The sequence below is a fragment of the Desulfobacterales bacterium genome, from assembly GCA_034520365.1.
GTDB lineage: Bacteria > Desulfobacterota > Desulfobacteria > Desulfobacterales > Desulfosalsimonadaceae > M55B175.
The window spans coordinates 199,214-219,617 of sequence record JAXHNP010000006.1; the positions used below are offsets into that span (position 1 = coordinate 199,214).

A 20,404-nucleotide genomic window follows, 5' to 3' on the forward strand; every position below is an offset into this window, starting at 1 on the left:
TTTGAGGTGTTCCCTCACCGCTTTCTTACAAAAAGTGCGATGTCCCTTCGGAGATGCGTTTTTCCCGAGCGCGTAATACATCTGCGTGCCAGGATGGGGGGGATATCCCATAATTTGTAAAGCCTTTTCCGCTCTGCTCAATCTTTCATAATAAATTCCACCATTGCTTTCATTCCGGCTGTTTACAGGGCTTCGCCCTCTGCCGGGGGATAGCGGTACAGCACGTACAAAAGCCCCAGGGCGGCTATGGTGAGTATGGTAAAGACCACAAAGCCGTTGCTGTAGCCGGCTTGCGGGGAGATGGTTACAAACAGGCCCATGGCCGGGGGATCACAAATCCGCCAAATGCGCCCAGGCCGCCCACGATGCCCGAGGCCCCGCCCACTGCTGCCGGGGTGTAGCGCGGCACCAGCTTGAACACGGCTGCGTTGGCAAAGCCCATGCCTAATGCCATGATCATCTGGCCCAAAAGGGCCAGGGCAAAGGATTGGGTCACCAGGACCATGAGGATGGAGCCGGCAATGACGGCTGCAAAGGAAAACAGGGCCACTTTTTCGCCGGTGAAAATGTCTGCGGCCCGGCCGCCGGCCACACGGAGCAGGGAGGAGGAAAGGGAGTAAGCGGCGGTGAGAAACCCTGCGTTTATGATGCTCATTTTGAAAAACTCGGACCAGTAGGTGGGAAACCAGACGGTGAGCGCGATAAACCCGCCGAAGTTGATAAAGTAAAAATAGGTCAGAATCCAGGTGCGCCAGTTTGCCCCGGCTTTTTTCAGCGAATCCGTTGCAGCGCCCGAGGGCAGCAGCTCCTGGCCGCAGGCATGGATCAGGGCGTCTTCATCGATTTCAATGCCCATTTCCCGGTATTGAAAATACGGGGCATCCTTCATAAACAATATCACCAGCACAAATACGGCCAGCACAAACACCGCCCAGACAATGTAGGAAAACTTCAGCCCCATTGCCGCCACCATGGCGGGCAAAAGCATGGCAAACAGGCCCGGGGCCAGATTGCCCAGCCCGGCATAGGCGGCCAGGGCAGAGCCCTGCTTTTTCTGGGGATACCAGTAGGACACCGTGGGAATGCCCACCGAAAATATGGCAATGCCGCAGCCGCACAAGATGCCGGCCATTAAAAACAGCGGGAACTGGGCGGCTGTAGGCTCGGGAAACAGGGCATACAACAGGGCCAGGCCGATAATGCCCGCGCCGGCCAGGCCCAGCAGAATCAGGATGGGCTTTTTGCCGCCCATGCGGTCCACGGCCGCGCCAAAGGGGATGCGCAGAAGTGACCCGGTCAAAGACGGCGAGGCCGACAGCACACCCATGAGCACGGCGCTGATTTCCATGGATTCCTTTAGGCGCGCCACAATGGGCCCGAATGCCGAAACCCCGGCAAACCCGGCAAAAAATGCCAGGGTGGTCCAGGTCAAAGCCGCGGTCCGGCTGGACTGGGCATAGCAGACCGCTTCGTTTTCATGGTTGTTTTCATCTGCCATAACTCAGGCTCCTTTTGTGCCGGGCGATTTTCTGAAAATCACGTAGCTTCGGTACAAATAGGTCACGGGCGCGCTCCAGATGTGGACCAGCCGGGTAAAGGGCGAATAGGCCAGAAGAACAAAGGCGCTTAGGATATGCAGCTTATAGGACACCGGCACCGGGGCCATGAGCGCGGGATTGGGAGCCAGGATTACGATGCTGCGGATCCAGGGCGCCACCGAGTAGAGCACGTCATAATGGGTGAACACCACGTTGTATAGCCCCAGCCCGGAAACCACCAGGAGCAGTGCCAGCAGCACGTAATCATGCACGGACGTGTTTGCCGCAATCCGGTCCTGGCTGATTCTGCGCACCAGCAGCCAGATCACCCCGGCAATCATGAGCAACCCGGCCACCAGGCCGATCCAGTGGGCCATGAAATTGTGGGCCGCGGCAGTGACGCCGAACATCTCATAAACCCGCTGGGGGATCAGCATGCCCCCGGCATGGCCCACCAGGGTCAACAGCGCGCCCCAGTGAAAGATGGTGATGCCGCCTTTGAGGCTGTCTTTGTGGAGAAACTGGGAGGATGCCGCGTTCCAGCGCTTCCAGTCCGTGACATAGCGCCAGGCATGGCCGAGGACAAAGATTGTCAGGGCGATATACGGAAACACGATAAAACCCAGGATATGGACAAATCCGCTCATCATGCCCCCTTTTTGTGTTGATTGGCACAAAATTCCAATGTTTCGGTTAAAACCTGAAAAACTGTGGTATACGGGCTTTGCATGGATCTGAGCCGCTCTGTGAGCATTTTTACGGTCTGCCCGTGATCTGCGACGATCCATTGCAATTCGCCGTTTGTGCCCTGGGACATGAGTTCGAGCACCATGGGCAGGTAATCGGGCAGATCGCGGCACACGGGCGCAAACCCGGCATCGTCAAAGGCCCGGGCAAACCGGGCCAGGGCCGGGCCCCGCTTGGCGCCGTCCTTGTATTCATGCCAGGTCAGGTTCATGCAGGTGTCTGGGTTTAGGTCAAATGCCGCGCAAAAGGCTTCCTGTACGGCCAGGTTCGGGGTTTCTGTCAGGTATTGCAGAAACTTTCGCACGTGGACCCGCCCGGGTTCGGCAAACACCTGCTCTGTTTCCGTGGTGGCTTCGCGCAGGGACTCAAGGGTGTCTTTGTCCGGAAACTGGAGCAGAAACGACAATGTTTTGATCTGTTTTTGAGCTGTTTTGTCCATGGCTTTACTCAAATCCTTTTTCGCCCTGGGCCGCGCGCATATCGGCCTGGTCCGGGTTTGGGGCGGTTGGAATCACGAACCGGTCCTTGTGTTTGGCAATGGCCAGCAGATCATAGATTTCCAGGACCGTTTGCGCATCCAGTTTCTCATCCAGGCCGGCCTGCTCAAGGATGCTTTTGTCCGGGGTTTTTTCCAGGCGAGATGATCGCATGTAGGCCCGCAGGGCCATGAGATATTTCAAAGACCGGCGCACCGGGGCCTCGTCTCCGGCTGCCAGGAGATTGGCCAGGTATTTGACCGGAATGCGCATGTCTGAAAGCGCTTCATCGGGATTTTTGTTTTCCGTGCCCGTCTGCAGGGGGCTTAGGGGCGGAACATACCAGACCATGGGCAGGGTCCGGTATTCCGGGTGAAGCGGCAGGGCCAGGGGCCATTTGCGCATGAGCTTGTCTGTGGGCGAGTTTTGTGCGGCTGCCAGAAACCCCTGGGAAATGCCCTGTTTTTCGGCTACATTGAGCACTTTGGGATCATGGGGGTCGAGCATCATGTCCACAAGGGCCGGGTAGATGTCTTTGGGGTCGGCTGGGGATGCGGCCCGGGAGATGCGCTCTGCATCATAGAGGATCACCCCCACATACCGGATCCGGCCCACGCAGGAGGCCGAGCACAGGGTGGTCATGCCGCTTTCGGTTCTGGGATAGCAGAAGATGCATTTTTCCGAGGTGCCGGTTTTCCAGTTAAAATAGACCTTTTTGTAGGGGCATCCGGATACGCAGTAGCGCCAGCCCCGGCACCGGGCCTGATCCACCAGCACAATGCCGTCTTCATCCCTTTTGTACAGCGCGCCGGACGGACATGAGGCCGCGCAGGCCGGGTTTAAGCAGTGCTCGCACAGCCGGGGCAGATACATCATAAAGGCCTGTTCAAATTCCAGGTATTTCTGTGCATCCAGGCCCGCAAAATTGGTGTCCGCGGTGCCGGTCTCACACACCCCGGCCAGGTCGTCTTCCCAGTTGGGTCCCCACTGGATTTCCATGGACTGGCCCGTGATCTGGGAGCGGGGCCGGATGGCGGGCTGGTGCTTTTTTTCCGGGCTTGTGACCAGGCGGCCGCAATCATAATCCCAGGGCTCGTAATAGGCGTCAATCTGCGGCAAATCCGGGTTGTTAAAAATCCGGGCAAGCTTTTGAACCCGTCCGCCGGCGGCAAGGGAGAGCCGGTTGTTTTCAGCCGTCCATCCACCCTGGTAAATCCCCTGGTCTTCCCAGTTTTTGGGATATCCAATGCCGGGCTTGGTCTCCACGTTATTAAACCACATGTATTCCGCACCTGCCCGGCTGGTCCAGACGTTTTTGCACGGGATGCTGCAGGTGTGGCACCCGATGCATTTGTCCAGGTTTAACACCATGGTCATCTGGGCTTTAATCTTCATACCAGTCGATCTCCCCGGCTTTGCGGACCACGATCACCTCGTCGCGCTGGGCGCCCGTGGGTCCGTAGTAGTTGAAAAAATAGCTGAACTGGGCATACCCGCCGATCATGTGGGTGGGCTTGACCATGATCCGGGTGACACTGTTGTGGGTCCCGCCCCGCTGCCCGGAACGCTTTGAGCCCGGCGTGTTGATCAGCCGTTCCTGGGCGTGATACATAAACGCCTTGCCCGGGGAATCCGGTGGCTGACAACAGCCCGGGCCATGACCACGCCGTTGATGTTAAAGCACTCCACCCAGTCATTGTCGGCAACCCCGATGGCGGCGGCATCCGCGTTGTTGATCCAGATGGCCTCGCCGCCCCGGAAAAGGGTGAGCATCACCAGGGTGTCGGAATATGTGCTGTGGATGGACCACTTGGAGTGCGGGGTGAGATAATTTAAGATGATTTCCTTTCCCGGCTCCCGCGACACGCCGGCCGAGCCCATGGCATCCATGTCCAGGGGCGGGCGGTAGACCGGCAAATGCTCGCCGAATGCCAGCATCCATTCGTGATCCATGTAGAACTGGGCCCGGCCCGTAAGGGTGCGGAAGGGCAGTTTTTCCTCGATGTTGATCACAAACGGGGAATAGCGCCGGCCTTCGGTTTCCAGGCCGCTCCAGGTGGGCGAGGTGATGATTTCTTTGGGCTGGGCGCTGATGCTGTCAAAGGTGATTTTTTCGCCCTCGCGCTGCCGGCTCAGATGGGACAGGGAAAGCCCGCTGGTTTTTTCCACGCCCTGCCAGGATTTGACAGCCGTGTGCCCGTTTGTCTCCGGGGCCAGGGCCAGAATGGCGCAGGCCACGTCTCTTCCGGTTTCCAGGCGCGGCATGCCGTGGGTCGGCCCGGGTGCTGAAACAGTGCCCAGTTCGGATTTGAGATCTTCGTATTCCGTGTCCGCCTTCCAGGACACGCCCTTAACGCCCATGCCTTTTTCCGCGGCCAGGGGGCCCAGGGCGGTCATCATGCTGTGGGTCTGGCCAAAATCTCTTGTGACCACCGTGAGATTGGGCAGGTTTTTGCCGGCTTTTGGCGCGGTTTTTCCGTCCTTCCAGTCCTCCACATGGGGCTGGGCGATTTCGCCTGGCGAGTCATGGGCCAGGGGTGTGGCCACCAGGTCTTTGCGGCTGCCCAGGTGGGTTTTGGCCAGCTCGGAGAATTTTTCCGCAATGGCCTTGAACTGGTCCCAGTTGGTGCGGGTCTCCCAGGGCGGATCAATGGCCGGGTTAAAAGGATGGATAAACGGGTGCATGTCTGTTGTGCTCAGATCGTGCATTTCATACCAGGAGGCCGCCGGAAGGGCCACGTCCGAGTAAAGCGCGGATGTGGACATGCGCATCTCCATGGTCACCATCAGATCGAGTTTTCCTTCGGGCGCGGGGTCATGCCATTTGATCTGTTCGGGCCGGTGCGCACTTTCCGGGCCGGAGACCGCGCTTTCCAGGCCCAGCAGATGTTTTAAGAAATACTCGTGCCCCTTGCCAGAAGCCCCCAGCAGGTTGGCCCGCCACAAAAACAAAACCCTGGGAAAATTTTTCGGGTTGTCCGGATCTTCAACCGCAAAGGAAAGATCTCCGGATTTGATCTTTTCCGTGACATAAGAAATGATCTCGTCATCGGTCTTTGCCCCCTGGTCTTCTGCCTGTTGGCACAAATCCAGGGAATTTTCGTTAAACTGGGGGTAAGACGGCAGCCAGCCCAGGCGGGCGGCCACGGCGTTATAGTCGGCCGGGTGTTTTGAGACCAGTTTGTCTGCAAACATGGGCGAGGCCAGGGCGCCGGCGTCCATGGCATCATAGCGCCACTGGCAGGTGGCAAAATAATAAAACGAGGTGCCGTTTTGCTGCCGGGGCGGCCGGATCCAGTCCAGGCCAAAGGCGATCTGGGCCCAGGCCGATATGGGCCGGATTTTTTCCTGGCCCACGTAATGGGCCCATCCCCCGCCGTTTACCCCCTGGCAGCCGCACAGGGTGGTGAGGTTGATAATGGCCCGGTAGGTCATGTCACTGTGAAACCAGTGGTTGGTGCCCGCACCGAGAAAAATCATGGCCTTGCCGCGGGTTTTCTCGGCTGTTTGGGCAAATTCCCGGGCCACGCGGATGGCATCTTCTGCGGAAACTCCGGTGATGGCCTCCTGCCAGGCCGGGGTGTAGGGTTTGGGGTCCTGGTAGTCTGCCGGGTAATCGCTTGTATCTGCATCAGCAGGAAAGTTTTCCGCATTTTCCGTTAGCAGGCCCAGGTTTGCGGCCATAAGATCAAATACCGTGGTTACCCAGATTTCGCCGTCGTGTGTGGTGATTTTTCTTGCCGGCACATAAGCGGTGCGGGCGCCGGCACCGGTAAAGGCAAACACCGGAAACCGGGTTTGGCACCATTGCTGATTCTGATTGGACCGGGCAAAGCTCAGGCAGGGATCGATTTGCGCATCGGTTTGGGCATCCACATGGTGCAGGTTCCAGCGGCCTTGCTCGCCCCAGCGAAACCCGATGCTCCCGTTTGGCACCACGGCTGAATCGGTTGTCTGATCCCAGCACATGGGCTTCCATTCGGCATTGTTTGCGGAAATGCCCAGATCTGCCGCCCGCAGAAAACGGCCCGGAAGCCGGCCGCCGGAATCATCGTCTTTATCGTCTTTATCCAGGCGCACCAGAAACGGCAGGTCCGTGTAGGTTCTGGCGTATTGGGTGAAATATTCGGAAGCCCGGTCCAGGTAAAATTCTTTGAAAATCACGTGGGTCATGGCCATGGCCAGCGCCCCGTCGGTTCCGGCCCGGGCCGGCAGCCAGGAGTCTGCAAATTTGACGTATTCCGCGTAATCCGGGGCCACTGCGGCCACTTGGGTGCCCCGGTAACGGGCCTCGGTGAAAAAGTGGGCATCCGGGGTGCGGGTCATGGGCAGGTTGGTGCCCCAGACGATCATGTAGGCGGCCTCATACCAGTCCGCGCTTTCGGGCACGTCTGTCTGATCCCCCCAGATCTGGGGGGAGGCCGGGGGCAGGTCGGCGTACCAGTCGTAAAAGCTGATCATGGAGCCGCCGATCAAAGACAGAAACCGGGCGCCCGAGGCGTAGCAGACCATGGACATGGCCGGAATGGGCGTAAACCCAAACACCCGGTCCGGGCCGTATTTTTCAATGGTGTGCACCAGGGCCGCGGCCACCAGGGTGGCGGCCGTATCCCAGGAAACCCGCACCAGTCCGCCCTTGCCCCGGACCTTCTGATAAGCTTTGACTTTTTGCGGGTCCTCTGCGATTGACCGCCAGGCAGCAACCGGGTCTTTGTGCTCGTCTAAAGCCTTTTGCCACATATCCACCAGGGCAGAGCGGATATAGGGGTATTTGAGCCGCACCGGGCTGTAGGTATACCAGGAAAAAGTGGCGCCCCTGGGGCATCCCCGGGGCTCGTGATCGGGCATGGCAGCCCCGCACCCGGGGTAATTGGTTGCCTGCACCTCCCAGACGATCATGCCGTTTTTCACGTGCACGTCCCAGGCGCATGATCCGGTGCAGTTGACCCCGTGGGTGGTGCGCACGGTTTTGTCATGCTGCCAGCGGGATCGGTAAAAATCCTCCCACTCGCGCTGGCCGCAGCGCTCGGCGGCATGACCGGTCGAAAGGGTTTCTTCTTTGCATGAACCGTCCTTGGGTTTGGGGCGCAGAAACCGAAGAGAAGAAAAGGGGTTGTCCCGGGCCATGGCTCCCTCCGCTCAAAGTAGGGTGATTAATCAAGCTGCAAAACCACTAGGCACCTCTTATCCAATAAATATACCGGCAAATTCCGGTGCGTCAAACAACCGGTAACCAGCTTACTCTTTTTTACACCCCATATTTGACCATTGATTTGACCTGAATCAATTCGACAAAATTTTGGACAAGATTTCGTCCAAAGATGTGCCGGGGGATAACAATTTTTTAAACTGTCAGTTTTATACCCCAAAAGTTTGATTTAAGCTCAAATAACAACTCTTTTCATAAATCTTTTCTATTTATTTCAAGGTGTTGTTTTGGTCCGACCCCAGATTAACCAGATTAAAAGTCACGTACGCCTATAGATCAGGAGGCGGAACCGCTTTTGATCACTGCAGTGGCCCGGATTTCGCACAAAAGCTCGGGCATCACCAGTTCGGTTACGCCCACCGCGGTCCAGGCCGGAAAGTTTTCGGGAATAAACTCCGCCTTGATCTTTGCAAATCCCCCGATTTCCTTCATGGAGGTGTGATACGTCACCAGCTCCACGATGTCTTCCAGGCCGGCGCCGGCTTCAGCCAGAACGTGCTGCAGGCCGGCAAAAGCCGCCCGTGCCTGGGCCTCAATGCCTTCGGCGGCCTTTCCGTTTTCGTCAATACCCACCTGTCCCGATACCCAGACCATGTTTCCGGCGCGCACCGCCTGGGAAAACTGCATGCGCTGGTAAATCTTTTCGGTTCCGGGCGGGTTGATCAGGTTTTTTTCTAAAGATTTCATCAAAAGGCCTCCTTGTTGTGTAAACCTAAATGTAAGATAAAAAATGATCCGCGAATTCCGGTTCTTTTGACAGCTATGGATTCTGCTGCCAGATTTCGATCCGGTGTCCTTCCGGGTCATAAAAATAAAACACCCGGGCGCCCCAGGGATGATCTCTGATTTTTGTGGGGGAAACGCCGGATCTGTCCATATCCGCCCAAACCGAATCGATATCTTTCACTTCCAGGGCCAGGGTGATGCCTTTGCCGCCGCAGCTTTTGATGGAAGCGCGGGTTTCGTCTGCAATGCTGATCCTTGAACCGTCGGTCAGGCGGAATTCCACAAACCAGTCGTTTGAAAAATTCACCGGCAGGCCGAGGCGGTCGCGGTAGAAGGAAACGGTTTGTTTCCATTTCCTGCAGTAAAAAATGGTATTTGCGGTTTTGAAGTCTTTATTCATCCAGCCCCTGCTCCCTGTGCTTTGACGCAATGGCATCGGCCAGATTGTCCAGGGCATCCAAAGTGTCCTGTTTCGGCAGTCCTTTGCATAGCACGGGATCTATTACTTCCACCTTGAGATTGCCGATCATGCCCGCCAGGGTTTTCACGGTTTTGCCGCCCCAGCCGTAGGAGCCGACAATGGATAGAAACCGGGCTTTGGGGCGCAGGGCATTGGCCAGAAATGCGGCATAGGCCGCCGCTGGCGTGTCAAGCAGGGCGGTTTTCCCGCTTCCCTCAATCAGATAGGCATTGTAGGTGGTGCCGTCGGGCAGGGGGATCAGCGAATCAAACAGCCGCCGGTCCCAGTCCACGGCGCCCAGCCAGTAAATGTTTTCCCGGATCAGTCTCTTTTTCATCGGACAACCTCCATAATGTTTCGGTTTCGGAATGACGGGTTTCCGGACTGCTTGTCGCATTAAAAGATTGCGGGCGCATTGATTTAAGTCAATTAAAAATTGATAATATGGTTATCTGTTTGACTCCAGTGGAAATTGTATCGGGATCGAAATCGCTATCGGGATCGGGATCGAAACATTTCGATTTCGATAGCGATCCCGATTTCGATTTCGATAAACCCTTCCCATCATTTTTCTGATTGGCTGATTCCTTCGCACTGGAGTAAATCGGATAACCGAAATTGATAATATGAGCAATCATCACAAAACAGGCACAGTTTTTATCCGGTTTTATCCGGGGCATGCGCATCGGGCGGTCACCTGTTTAAAACCCGTTTATGCCAACAGCCGCTTGGCGATATTGCGCTTGTGCAGTGCGAGGCTGATCGTCCAGAACACCAGGAGGAACACAACGATCATGGCCAGGGCTGCGCCCGGGTGGATTGAGGTGTCCTGGCCCAGCGCAAAGCGCATTGTTTCAGTGGTATAGGTAAGCGGTGAAAAATAGGACAGGACCTGTCCCCATTCAGGCATCTGCCGGATCGGCAGAAACACGCCGGAAAAGAAAATAAGCGGCAGCCGGACCAGGTTGGCCAGGGTCATTATGGAAGCCGGATCATCTGTGGGCGGAGTTGAAAACAGCGTGCCCATCACCGCAAAGCACAGCGCAGAGGCAATAACGGCGGCTATCAAAACAGGTGCAGATGCCAGCGTGGCGCCCAAAAAGGTCAGGCTGATAAAAACCGGAACGGCCGAAAGCCCTATGCCGAACAGAAAAGCAGCCAATATGTCGCCTATGAGCAGGGTTTTCATGTCCAGCGGGGCTGCAAGCAGCCGCTCCAGGGTGCCGGTTCTGGTCTCAAACGGAAAAACCGTCGGGGTGGTGGCAGAAGCTGTAAAGAAAAGCGCCATGCCGATTAAGCCCGGTGCCAGTCGGTCGGGCGGCATATCTCTGCCTATTGCAAAGGCCAGAAAGAGAAACACCGGAAAAAGAATCCCGAAAATCAGTATCGGCCCCTTTTTATAGTAGACCCAGATATCTTTTTTCGCCACTGCCCAGCATTTTCTCCACAAGATCATATGTTATGGCTCCTTTTCCTCTGCCGGTTCGCGGCTTTCGTGGGCCAGTGAGACAAATACGTCCTCAAGGCTCGGGGCCAGGGTGTTTAAAGACAGAATTGCCAGGTTGTTCTGTTTTGCAAAATCAACCACCTCGGCGACCACCCGGCCCGGATATGAGGTGTACAGGCGGATCTTGTCGCCCTCTTTTTCGATCCTGTGAACCGAAGGAATCCTGCGGAGTTTTTCCGCTTCCACCGGGCTGTCAAAGGCTGTCAGCACGGATTGGCTTCCCTGAAAGGCCGCCTTTAGGGCTTCGGGCCGGTCCATGGCCACAATGCGGCCCTGCCTGATGATGGCAACCCGAACGCACAGATCATTGGCCTCGTCGATATGGTGGGTTGTGTAGAACACTGCCGTACCCTGGCGGGCCAGTGTCTTAACCTTTTCATGTATCAGGCGCCGGCTTTCCACGTCCAAACCCGCGGTGGGTTCGTCTAAAAACAAGATCTGCGGTCCGTGGAGAAGGGCCATGGCCAGCACCAGGCGCTGCTTCATTCCCTTGGAGTAATTTTTAACCGGTTCCCTGCGCCTTTGCCACAGCCCGAATTCGGAAAGCATCTCTTCTGCCCGGTTTTTAAGGCTTCTGCCGCTCATTCCGTAGAATTCACCTGACAGGACCATGTTTTTCCAGGCTGAAAGCTCGGTATAGGGATTGGCCGTCTCGGGCACGATTCCGATATGTTCCTTTGCGCCCATGGGATCCTTTGCCATATCGTGGTCCAGTATCCACACGCTTCCCCGGCTCGGTTTTAAAAGACCGGTCAGAATGCGCTGGGTGGTGGTTTTGCCCGCGCCGTTGGGGCCCAGAAAACCAAAGACTTCTCCGGGGTTTACCGTGAAGCTCACACCATCCACCGCAAGATGGCCGTTATATCTTTTGCTTATCTGGCTGACCCGGATACAGGGTTCCATGCTTTGATACTCCATTTGATTATCATCTCTGACTCCTTAAACATTTTTTCGCCAGCGCAATGAAATGATTCTGCAGATCCCGGCCGGTTTTTTGGGTTAAATGATTGTCATTTAGTATAATCTCGTTCACTGGCGAAGCAATTGACTTAAATCAATTGCAAAACTGTTTTTCGAAAATATTTTGTTTTGTATAACCGATTCGTCAAATCCACTTGAATGAAAAGGGGAAAATCAAAAAATGCGAAAAATTATAGTTTTATTGACTGGACTCATTTTATTGCTGCCTTCTTTGGCCGGGGCCTATGAACTTTACAAAAGCGGCGATGTAAGCCTGAACGTCGGTTACTGGGGGCAGGCCTGGTATCAGCATGTCAGCGATTATGATACCAACGGTGACGGGGTTGAGGATGACAGTTTAAACGACTTTATGATCCGGCGTTCTTATTTCAGTGTCAGCGGTACGGCCACGCCGGAATTGAGTTTTTTCATGCATTATGCAGCCGACCGGCTCGGCCAGCAGGATCTGGACAATTCCGGTATGGGGCTGGGCTCGGGTCTTGCGGTCCGGGATGCCTGGGTGAATTACAAAATTCTGGGCAACGATTTCATGCTGCAGATGGGGCGGATGTATGTTCCTTTTACCCGCAATTACGGCACCACTTCAACCAAGGCGCTTTTAACCACCGAACTCAACTGGGGCCAGGGCGGGATCCGAAGCGGAATTTTTTATCCCAGCAAAGTCGGCCGCGATGACAGCGCCACGGTCTGGGGCAATGTTTTGGACGACAAGCTTCAATACAGGTTTATGGTCGGAGAGGGTGCGGAAAGCGCCGCAAAGAACCCTGATGACGAACTGCGGTATGCGGGCAGGGTGAGCTATAATTTGCTGGACCCGGAAACCAGTTGGTTCAACAAGGGAACCAATCTGGGCGGGGCCTCCATCATCGCTATCGGTGCGGGTTTTGACTATCAGCCCGACCTGGTCTGGGACGGCGCCCAGGATGATTACAGGGCCTGTACTTTTGACGTGCATGTGGATATGCCCTTGGGAGCTGGCGCTGTTACAGGGGATGCCGCCTACATCAACATTGATAACTCGGCAAACGGTGTTACGGACTCCGACCTTGCCGCCGGCGGGGACGGAGAAATGATTACCGGTCAGCTCGGATACTTGTTTTACGACCGGATTCAGCCGTTCGGTCATGTGGAGGCCATTTTGCCGGATGCCGACGGTACCGAGGATACCATGGTATATGGCCTGGGGTGCAATTATTACATCAAGGGCCTGGCCAACAAGCTGACCCTTGAGTGGACAACCGTGGCCAGCGACAGCAATGCGGTGGAAGACAAGGATATCGTTACGCTTCAGGCGGCATTCGGATTTTAAAGCCTGCAGGCCCGGATGATGGCAGGAGGGACATGCCCTCCTGCTTGTCTCTTTGTACTACTGATTCAAGTCCCTGCGGGCGGCCATATCCACCAGGACCCGTTCGCGGGCCTTGTCAATGCCCAGGGCCTTTCGTTTTCCGTCAATATGGGTGATCATCATCTGCGCCATTTCTTCGGGATCCGGAGTAAACGCCCATTTGCCAAGGCCCTGCTGTTCGAGTTCTTCAAACATGTATTTGTGAAAACCGGTGCCTTCGATTACGGGAAAGGTCACGCCGAACACTGTAAACACGCCCGAGGCCACGAAATACTGCCCGATGGCCACCGCCTTTTCACTATACCATTCGGGTGCGGCGCCCGCTACCGGGAGATCCGCAATGCGGCCGCCCAGCCCGCCGGCGTTTACCATCTCCGTGACAGCCATTAAAATCCGGCTGTTATCCACGCAGGAGCCCATGCCCAGCACCGGCGGCATACCGACCGCCTCGCAGACCTCGCGCAGACCCGGGCCGGCAAAATATGCCGCCTCCGGGGTGCACAGGCCCGCCTTGGCAAGAGATATCTGGCTGCACCCTGTCTGCACCACCAGCACATCGTTTTCGATCAGTCGGCGCACCAGGTCTACATGCACCTGTTCCTGCCTGACCCTGGGATTTACACACCCGACCACACCGGCAACACCCAGTATCCGGCCGTTTATGATGTTGTCGTTTAACGGCGTGTAGGAAGCCCGGAAGCTTCCGCCGAGCATGTAGTTGATATATTCGTGGGAAAATCCGTGGATGCCGACGCTTTTTGACTGTGGAATGTCGATGGCTGCCTTGCGGTTTGCAAAACGCTCGATTGCCCTGGCAACGATTTCATCTGTGCAGGCGCGGGGATCGTGCTCGTCAAGCCCTATATGTTTTGCCCCCTCGATGCGGCAGCTTGGATTGGTGGTGAAAAATTCGGTTTCATAGCAGTCCGCCACGCTGGCAAGGCTTTGCTGGATACACTGTACGTCAACGCCCATGGCGTCAACGGCCCCGCTTGCCATGATCGCTTCCGTGGACATGAAGTTGCCGGCATGCGGGATACCGTGCCTGGAGAGCATTTCCAGGCCGGAACAGCACATGCCCACCAGGTTGATCCCTTTGGCCCCGGCCTGCCTGGCTTTTTCCTGCATTTTCGGGTCATTTACTGAAACCAGCACAGATTCCAGCAGATAGGGCTCGTGGCCGTGAATGATGATATTGACCTGGTCTTCCTTGAGACACCCCATATCCACCTCTGCGCTGACCGCAGCAGGCGTGCCGAAGAGCATATCGGATATGTCCGTGGCCATCAGGGAGCCGCCCCATCCGTCCACCAGTGCGGTTTTCATGATCTGGGTGGACAGGTTTTTGTAATCCTGGTCCATGCCGGCATGGGTACGCTGGATCAGTTCCATGACCTCGCACATGGCGCCCCTGGGGACAATGTCGAGCTTGCGCCAGGTCTCCAGGGTTTCGGGCGGCACCCTGCGGGCATAGGGGATTTCCCCGGCGGTCTGCAGGTATGTCTGATCCAGCACCGCACAGAGTTCGCGCGCGATCGCCGTATCATCTTTTTCTTCGGTTTCAATGCCTAGGGAGGCGGCCACCTGTTTTAGCTTTTGCGGGTCGCCGAGTGTGTAGTCCTGAGCCCTGCCCTCGATCACGTCTCTGAACAGGTTGAGCATGCTCATGCCGTGGCTCGAATGCGCCGCCGTGCCGCTGGCCACCATGCGGGCGAAATTTCTTGCCTGTATGGTGTCAATGGTTGCCCCGCAAACCCCGTTTTTGGCATAGGGGTCTTTTGCGTTAAGCCGGCAGGGCCCCATTGCGCAGTGCTTGCAGCAGGCGGATTTGGCCCCGATGGGGCAGGGCTTCATGTCCGAGGCGCGGTCAAATGCATTTTCAACCCCGTCGGTCCGCATCCGCTGCAGCATCTGCGCCGTGGCTGTGCACAGGGTCAGTTCGTTGACATCAATTTTCTTTTTATTCTCGGTCATGGTTTGCCTCCTTGAAAGTTGCCGTACAATTGTGCTATTAGAATTTGTACCCATTTTCGATATGTTATTATTTACCGCACGGCAGAAACCCGGTCCTTGATTTAAGTCAAATAAAAAAATCAGGCCGCAGAAAAGGGAAGCGCCCTGTGGACAAACAAGCCATTGACGAAAATATTTTTTCTCAATCCGAGTTGCTCAGGGATATACCCGAAAGCCAGGCTTCTGAGATACTAAATACCGGTATCCGGAAAACCCTTCAAAAAGATGAGATTTTATTCCATCAGGGGGATTCGGCGGCAAAATGTTATTTTTTACTTTCAGGCCGGATCAAACTGACAAAGCTGCATGAAGAGGGGCGGGAAGCTGTAATCCGCTATATCAGCCCCGGGGGGTTGACAGCGGCAGGAGTTGTCCTCAGGGGAAATCAATATCCCGTAACGGCAAAATCCCTTTGCCTGACTACCCTGATCGGCTGGGATAAAAACACCATGCTCAGCGTCATGCATCAATATCCCCAAATTTCCGTCAATATGGTTTCCCTTGTTCTCGACCGGCTCGAAGAAATGCAGCAGCGGTTCCTGGAAATCACCGCCGAGCAGGTAGAGTGCCGGATTGCCCGGGCTCTTTTGGGGATCATGCAACACGCCGGCACCAAAACAGACAACGGCATCCGGATCGATATTGATCTGAGCCGGGAGGACATAGCCGATTTCACGGGCACGACGCATTATACGGTAAGCCGCATATTAAGCGACTGGACCAGAAAAGGCTGGATTGCCACCAATCGCCGGCAGATTACGGTCATGGACGCCCACGCCTTGAGGCTGTGTACTGTAACATCCTTTTCCTGAACTTCTTTCCTTGAAAACGAAGCTGGCAACAATAATTTGGCGCCGGAATAGCGTTTTTTTTAATCGTACCCCTCTTTTTTGACTTAGGTCAATGCCGCTGGCAGGTTTCGATGCGATATAGAAGATAAAACGTGACTTCATGGAAACCGTGATAAAATAATCAGGGGATGATGATGAAGGCTCATATTTTGCAACAGGTTCCTTTTGAAGGCATTGGCAGCATTCAGTCATGGCTTACCGCACAAAACGCAAGCATTCATTGCACACGTTTCTATGAATCGCCGATATTGCCGGATATTACAGATATTGACCTTATCATTGTCATGGGCGGGCCAATGAGCGTTAACGACGTATCTTCTTTTCCCTGGCTTGAGGCAGAGAAGCAGTTCATACACGAAGCAATCCGAGTGAAAAAGTCTGTTGTCGGCATCTGTCTTGGTGCGCAGATTATTGCCAGCGCTTTGGGTGCGCGCGTATATCCCGGCCCTCAAAAAGAAATCGGCTGGTTCGATATCGAGGCGTCATCAGATGATACAACCGGCTTGTTCCGGTTCCCGGAAAAAACGACAGTTTTTCACTGGCATGGAGAAACTTTTGACCTGCCGCCCGGGGCGGCGCGGCTGGCAAAAAGTTCAGTTTGTGAAAATCAGGCATTTCAGGTCGGGAAAAATGTAATTGGATTGCAGTTCCACTTGGAGACCACACCCGAGGCGCTTGATTTGATTATCCGCAATTGCGGCGATGAGTTGACTGACGCTGAATATATTCAAAAGGAACCGGATATGCGGGCAATTCCCCAAAAGCAATACACAATCATAAACCAGCTGATGCATGAAATACTTGCATATGTCACACAAGCGTGAGCGCCTGATAATGCATCCTTACCTACTATTGATTCATATTTTACAACACCTGAAATTTAAAGGCTCTGGCAGCAATCAATCATGGTTTACTTTGGTATCCGGCGGATTATACAGCAAACCATTCTGCTGCTGACCATTGCGGCCGGTATTCAGTTTGTGGTCTACGTGTTCGCCGCAACGGGAAACGCTTTGCCGAACATTGCCAGGCCGCCGAGCGTGGAGGGGTTTCTGCCCATCGGCGCATTGATAAGCTGGAAAAGGTTTTTCGCCACCGGCGCATGGGACCCGGTCCATCCGGCGGCCATGGTGATTTTCGGATTTGCGATCCTGCTCTCGTTTCTTTTAAGAAATGCTTTCTGCGGATGGTTTTGCCCCGTGGGCACCGTGTCGGAGTGGTGCTACCGGACCGGTGAAAGCCTGTTCGGAAAAATATTCCTTCCACCCCGATGGCTCGATATCCCGCTGCGGGGGATGAAATATGGATTGCTCGGCTTTTTCGTTTGGATCATTTATACAATGGATGCATCGGCCATTGGCGCATTTCAGAATAGTCCCTATTACAGGATGGCCGATGTCAAGATGCTTTATCTTTTTCTGCGACCGACAACACTTACCTTAATTATCATCGGCACCATTGTGGTACTCTCATTTGTCATTCGCCACTTCTGGTGCCGTTACCTGTGCCCTTACGGTGCACTGACCGGTCTTGTGGCCGTCGTCGGCCCCACGCGGGTGCGCCGTAATCAGGATGCTTGTATCGGCTGCGGCCGATGTCGCAGTGCGTGCCCAAAAAGGCTGCCGATTGATCGTAAATCCCGAATTATCACCCCTGAATGTATCGGATGCATGGAGTGCGTGACCGCATGTCCGGCTGAGGGCGCGCTCTCGTTTACGAGCGTCGGCAAGGATACCGCATGGCCCGTAAAACGGGTAGGCATAACCATTGCCGCCACTTGGCTGATACTGATCTATGCCGCAACATTGACAGGGAACTGGAAAAGCGGGGTTTCGGACAGGGAATTCCAGATGCGGCTAAAACAGATGGACAGTGCCGCTTACCAGCATCCGAAAAAGATGGATGAAAGCATGGACGCCGACAGAAACCAAAATTGATAGAATACTTTACAAATCAGGAGAAAATAGGCGGACCTGTATGTCAAGTACGTGATCCACTTTTGGAAACGGCAACGGTCACGTTGTCATGCCCGCCTCTGTCAAGCGCGTATCGGACAAGATTTGCGCTGCCTCTGCACATGTCGGGCTTTGCTCACAGGGAAAACCAATTATCAGGCTTGGTCCCGCCTTTTTTCCATCAAAGAATAAGCTTCCTTGCGGTGACAGATGCCCAGTATAAGGATTTCATTGTCCGCCACCCTGAACACGATGCGATAATCGCCGACCCGGAGTTTCCAGTAGTTTTTAAGCGTCTTGCGCAGGGGTTCGCCATATTCCTGGGGGGCTGTCAGGAGGCGGGTTTCTATTGCCCTTTTGATCCGTTTTCGGATGTCACTGTTTAACTTCGGAATATCGCGCTTCACGACCTCCGGATGATAAAGAAGAGAAAATGACACACTATCCCCACACTTCTTCATGGGTAAGCGCCTTGCCGCGATCAAAATCTTCCTCACGTTCCGCGGCGAATTCGGCCAGGGCCCGGTCCTCGCGCAGCTCCAGGGCCTCCTTGACCAGGTCGCGCATTAGCATGGACAGCGAAAGCCCCTGTTCTTCCGCAAGGTCATGCAGCGCACTGTATAAGGGTTTTTCCAATACGACGTTGACTCTTGGATTTTTTGCGGGCATGAAAGACCTCTTTTATCTTGGACTTTTTGTTTGAGTGTTACACTTATGTACCACCATGTCAAGTCCCTTTTCGGCCTGCATGCACTTGTTTTTCATTTTGTTGCGCCAGCGCAATGAAACAGGCGGGAAATCCTTTTACCCTGCCCTCATGAGCAATCCATCACCTCCAATAACATCCGGGATGACCGTAAAAACGATCCTGGAAAAATATCCGCGGGCCACGATTGTGTTTTTCCGGATGGGAATGCATTGCCCCGGATGCCAGGCAGAGGCCTTCCACACCCTGGAAGAAGCGGCCCGGGCACACAACCGCGCCCCGGAACTGATGGTTGACGAATTGAACCGGGCGATTTTCTGTGACAACAAAACCTGAGACCCGGACTCATCAATGGGACAGGATATTTCCTGATACGCAGGGACTTTTATTTTTGACCTAAGTCAATGCAGAAAGCATGTTTTAATAGGATATACTGCGGAAAAACTGTCAACAGCGCCATTAAAAAAGAGGGATATCCATGCGGAAATTCATATACCGGCATATCCGGCGGGCAATGGTGATCGTTCCCATTGCAGCAGCGCTGGCGGTTTCCGGATATCTGATAATGCACCGGCCGGGACCTGAAAAAAAGGCCGAAGTTGAATCGGTACGGGCGCTTCGGGTCATCGAAGCGCCCGTTGTGGACCTGGTACCCAGGGCAACCGGTTACGGGGTGGCTGCGCCGGGACAGGTCTGGGAGGCGGTGGCCGAAGTCAAGGGTACGATAGTGGAGATGCATCCCCGACTGGATTCCGGGGAGATCATTGAGGCCAAAAGCATACTGGCAAAAATCGACCCCACGGAATACGAACTGGCTGTCGCCCGCCTGGAGGCAGGTATTGAAGAAGCCCGGGCAAAAATTTTTGAGCTGAACGCGGAAGAAAAAAACACAAAACGGCTGCTGGCAATAGAAAGGCGATCCCTGGATCTGGCCCGCAAGTCGCTGGAGCGGCAGCGCGCGGCACTGGAGCGGGAAGCCATCGCGCCGGATCAAGTGGACCGGGAGGAAAGAAATTTTTTGCAGCAGCAGCAAAAAGTACGGCAGCTGGAAAATACCCTGTCGCTTATTCCTGCAAGACGAAAATCCCTGAAGGCTTCGCTGGCAGCAAACCAGGCCAGACTGGAACAGGCTGAAATCGATCTTGCCAAGACCGTTATCAAGGCGCCTTTTGACTGCCGGCTCAGTGATGTCAAGCTCGAAACCGGCCAGTTCGTGCGCGCCGGCCAGTCGCTTTTCAAGGCGCACGCAACGGCTGTTACGGAGGTCGAAGCCCGGTTTCGGGCCGAACAACTCCGCAATCTGCTTGAGGTGGATAAACGTAGCCGGTTTCAGCCGGGAATAACGACCGGGACCTTCAGGCAATTATTCCGGAACGTGGGGGCAGTCGTCCGCCTGCAGAACGGGGAGTGGTCGGCTGACTGGAATGCCCGGGTCGACAGGGTCCGGGAAACAATGGATGCAAAAACCAGGGAAATGAGAGTCGTCGTCGCGGTGGATCGGCCTTATGAAAAGGCTCAGCCCGGTGTGCGCCCGCCTTTGACAGCCGGGATGTTCTGTGAGGTCACACTCAGCGGCCCCGTTCAGCCGAAAAAAGTTGTTCTGCCAAGATCCGCGATGCATGAAGGAACGGTGTTTACAGTAGACAACCAGCAGCGGCTGCGAAAAAAACAGGTAACAGTGGATTTTGCCCAGTCGGATTTTGTTGTCCTGAAGTCCGGGCTCTCAAGGGGTGAAAAAGTGGTTGTATCCGACCCGTCGCCCGCCATTGACGGCATGAAGGTCTCAACAACAACAGATGAGAACCTGAGACAACATCTTTTGACCATAAGCCAGGCAAAAGAGGCGCACTGATGATCCGTTTTTTTACCGGGCATCCCACCGCGGCC

The 20,404-nt window shown here is 55.0% G+C and carries 21 protein-coding genes; 6 read left to right on the plus strand and 15 right to left on the minus strand.

All coding sequences use genetic code 11. The features are described 5' to 3' along the window. Positions 1-182: 182 nt before the first annotated feature. From U5L07_08835 to U5L07_08890, 12 genes are all read right to left on the minus strand, one after another. The gene (locus U5L07_08835; GenBank protein MDZ7831841.1) at positions 183-320 is read right to left on the minus strand and encodes a hypothetical protein; all 138 of its coding nucleotides are present in this window, start codon (positions 318-320) and stop codon (positions 183-185) included. Then, positions 305-1,498, minus strand: a complete 1,194-nt coding sequence (locus U5L07_08840; GenBank protein MDZ7831842.1) for an MFS transporter — start codon at positions 1,496-1,498, stop codon at positions 305-307. Before U5L07_08840 ends, U5L07_08835 begins: the two co-directional genes overlap by 16 nt. A 3-nt stretch (positions 1,499-1,501) precedes the next feature. Further along, entirely contained in the window at positions 1,502-2,185 is a 684-nt protein-coding gene (narI, locus tag U5L07_08845) for a respiratory nitrate reductase subunit gamma (GenBank protein ID MDZ7831843.1), read from the minus strand. Further along, on the minus strand, positions 2,185-2,724 hold the full coding sequence (narJ, locus tag U5L07_08850) for a nitrate reductase molybdenum cofactor assembly chaperone (protein MDZ7831844.1): 540 nt from the start codon (positions 2,722-2,724) through the stop codon (positions 2,185-2,187). The genes narI and narJ overlap by 1 nt, the downstream gene beginning before the upstream one ends. Before the next feature lie 4 nt (positions 2,725-2,728). Further along, the gene (gene narH, locus U5L07_08855; protein ID MDZ7831845.1) at positions 2,729-4,156 is read right to left on the minus strand and encodes a nitrate reductase subunit beta; all 1,428 of its coding nucleotides are present in this window, start codon (positions 4,154-4,156) and stop codon (positions 2,729-2,731) included. Then, entirely contained in the window at positions 4,146-4,373 is a 228-nt protein-coding gene (locus U5L07_08860) for a hypothetical protein (GenBank protein MDZ7831846.1), read from the minus strand. The genes narH and U5L07_08860 overlap by 11 nt, the downstream gene beginning before the upstream one ends. Then, entirely contained in the window at positions 4,349-7,888 is a 3,540-nt protein-coding gene (locus U5L07_08865) for a nitrate reductase subunit alpha (GenBank protein ID MDZ7831847.1), read from the minus strand. The genes U5L07_08860 and U5L07_08865 overlap by 25 nt, the downstream gene beginning before the upstream one ends. Before the next feature lie 358 nt (positions 7,889-8,246). Next, entirely contained in the window at positions 8,247-8,657 is a 411-nt protein-coding gene (locus U5L07_08870) for a RidA family protein (protein ID MDZ7831848.1), read from the minus strand. Between the two features lie 73 nt (positions 8,658-8,730). Continuing rightward, entirely contained in the window at positions 8,731-9,096 is a 366-nt protein-coding gene (locus U5L07_08875; protein MDZ7831849.1) for a VOC family protein, read from the minus strand. Next, positions 9,089-9,493: a hypothetical protein gene (locus U5L07_08880; protein ID MDZ7831850.1), complete on the minus strand. Its 405-nt coding sequence runs from the start codon at positions 9,491-9,493 to the stop codon at positions 9,089-9,091. Before U5L07_08880 ends, U5L07_08875 begins: the two co-directional genes overlap by 8 nt. A 375-nt stretch (positions 9,494-9,868) precedes the next feature. Further along, entirely contained in the window at positions 9,869-10,612 is a 744-nt protein-coding gene (locus U5L07_08885) for an ABC transporter permease (GenBank protein ID MDZ7831851.1), read from the minus strand. A gap of 3 nt (positions 10,613-10,615) precedes the next feature. After that, on the minus strand, positions 10,616-11,566 hold the full coding sequence (locus tag U5L07_08890) for an ABC transporter ATP-binding protein (GenBank protein MDZ7831852.1): 951 nt from the start codon (positions 11,564-11,566) through the stop codon (positions 10,616-10,618). A gap of 238 nt (positions 11,567-11,804) precedes the next feature. On the opposite strand from U5L07_08890, the gene U5L07_08895 reads away from it, so the two are divergent. After that, positions 11,805-12,953 carry a porin gene (locus U5L07_08895; GenBank protein MDZ7831853.1) on the plus strand — a complete coding sequence of 383 codons (1,149 nt, stop codon included), beginning with the start codon at positions 11,805-11,807 and terminating at the stop codon, positions 12,951-12,953. Positions 12,954-13,010: 57 nt separating this feature from the next. Here the strand turns inward: U5L07_08895 and cooS are convergent, their stop codons facing one another. Continuing rightward, positions 13,011-14,966 (minus strand): anaerobic carbon-monoxide dehydrogenase catalytic subunit, encoded by a 1,956-nt coding sequence (gene cooS, locus U5L07_08900; GenBank protein ID MDZ7831854.1) that lies wholly within the window; start codon positions 14,964-14,966, stop codon positions 13,011-13,013. Between the two features lie 146 nt (positions 14,967-15,112). Between cooS and U5L07_08905 the strand changes: the two genes are divergently transcribed. The 3 genes from U5L07_08905 (at position 15,113) to U5L07_08915 (ending at position 17,793) form a co-directional block, all read left to right on the plus strand. After that, positions 15,113-15,817, plus strand: a complete 705-nt coding sequence (locus U5L07_08905) for a Crp/Fnr family transcriptional regulator (GenBank protein ID MDZ7831855.1) — start codon at positions 15,113-15,115, stop codon at positions 15,815-15,817. 173 nt (positions 15,818-15,990) lie between these two features. Further along, positions 15,991-16,680: a type 1 glutamine amidotransferase gene (locus U5L07_08910; protein ID MDZ7831856.1), complete on the plus strand. Its 690-nt coding sequence runs from the start codon at positions 15,991-15,993 to the stop codon at positions 16,678-16,680. An 81-nt stretch (positions 16,681-16,761) separates the two neighbouring features. After that, entirely contained in the window at positions 16,762-17,793 is a 1,032-nt protein-coding gene (locus U5L07_08915) for a 4Fe-4S binding protein (protein ID MDZ7831857.1), read from the plus strand. 173 nt (positions 17,794-17,966) lie between these two features. Here U5L07_08915 and U5L07_08920 read toward each other — a convergent pair whose 3' ends face one another. Together U5L07_08920 and U5L07_08925 are read right to left on the minus strand one after the other, a co-directional pair. Further along, a complete protein-coding gene (locus U5L07_08920) occupies positions 17,967-18,272 on the minus strand; it encodes a type II toxin-antitoxin system RelE/ParE family toxin (GenBank protein MDZ7831858.1) in 306 nt (101 codons plus the stop codon). Further along, complete coding sequence (locus U5L07_08925) at positions 18,253-18,480, minus strand: antitoxin, RHH family protein (protein MDZ7831859.1); 228 nt, start codon at positions 18,478-18,480, stop codon at positions 18,253-18,255. Before U5L07_08925 ends, U5L07_08920 begins: the two co-directional genes overlap by 20 nt. 181 nt (positions 18,481-18,661) lie before the next feature. Between U5L07_08925 and U5L07_08930 the strand changes: the two genes are divergently transcribed. Together U5L07_08930 and U5L07_08935 are read left to right on the plus strand one after the other, a co-directional pair. Further along, positions 18,662-18,853 (plus strand): DUF1858 domain-containing protein, encoded by a 192-nt coding sequence (locus U5L07_08930; GenBank protein ID MDZ7831860.1) that lies wholly within the window; start codon positions 18,662-18,664, stop codon positions 18,851-18,853. Positions 18,854-18,995: 142 nt separating this feature from the next. Then, positions 18,996-20,369, plus strand: a complete 1,374-nt coding sequence (locus tag U5L07_08935; protein ID MDZ7831861.1) for an efflux RND transporter periplasmic adaptor subunit — start codon at positions 18,996-18,998, stop codon at positions 20,367-20,369. The last annotated feature ends 35 nt before the right edge of the window (positions 20,370-20,404 follow it).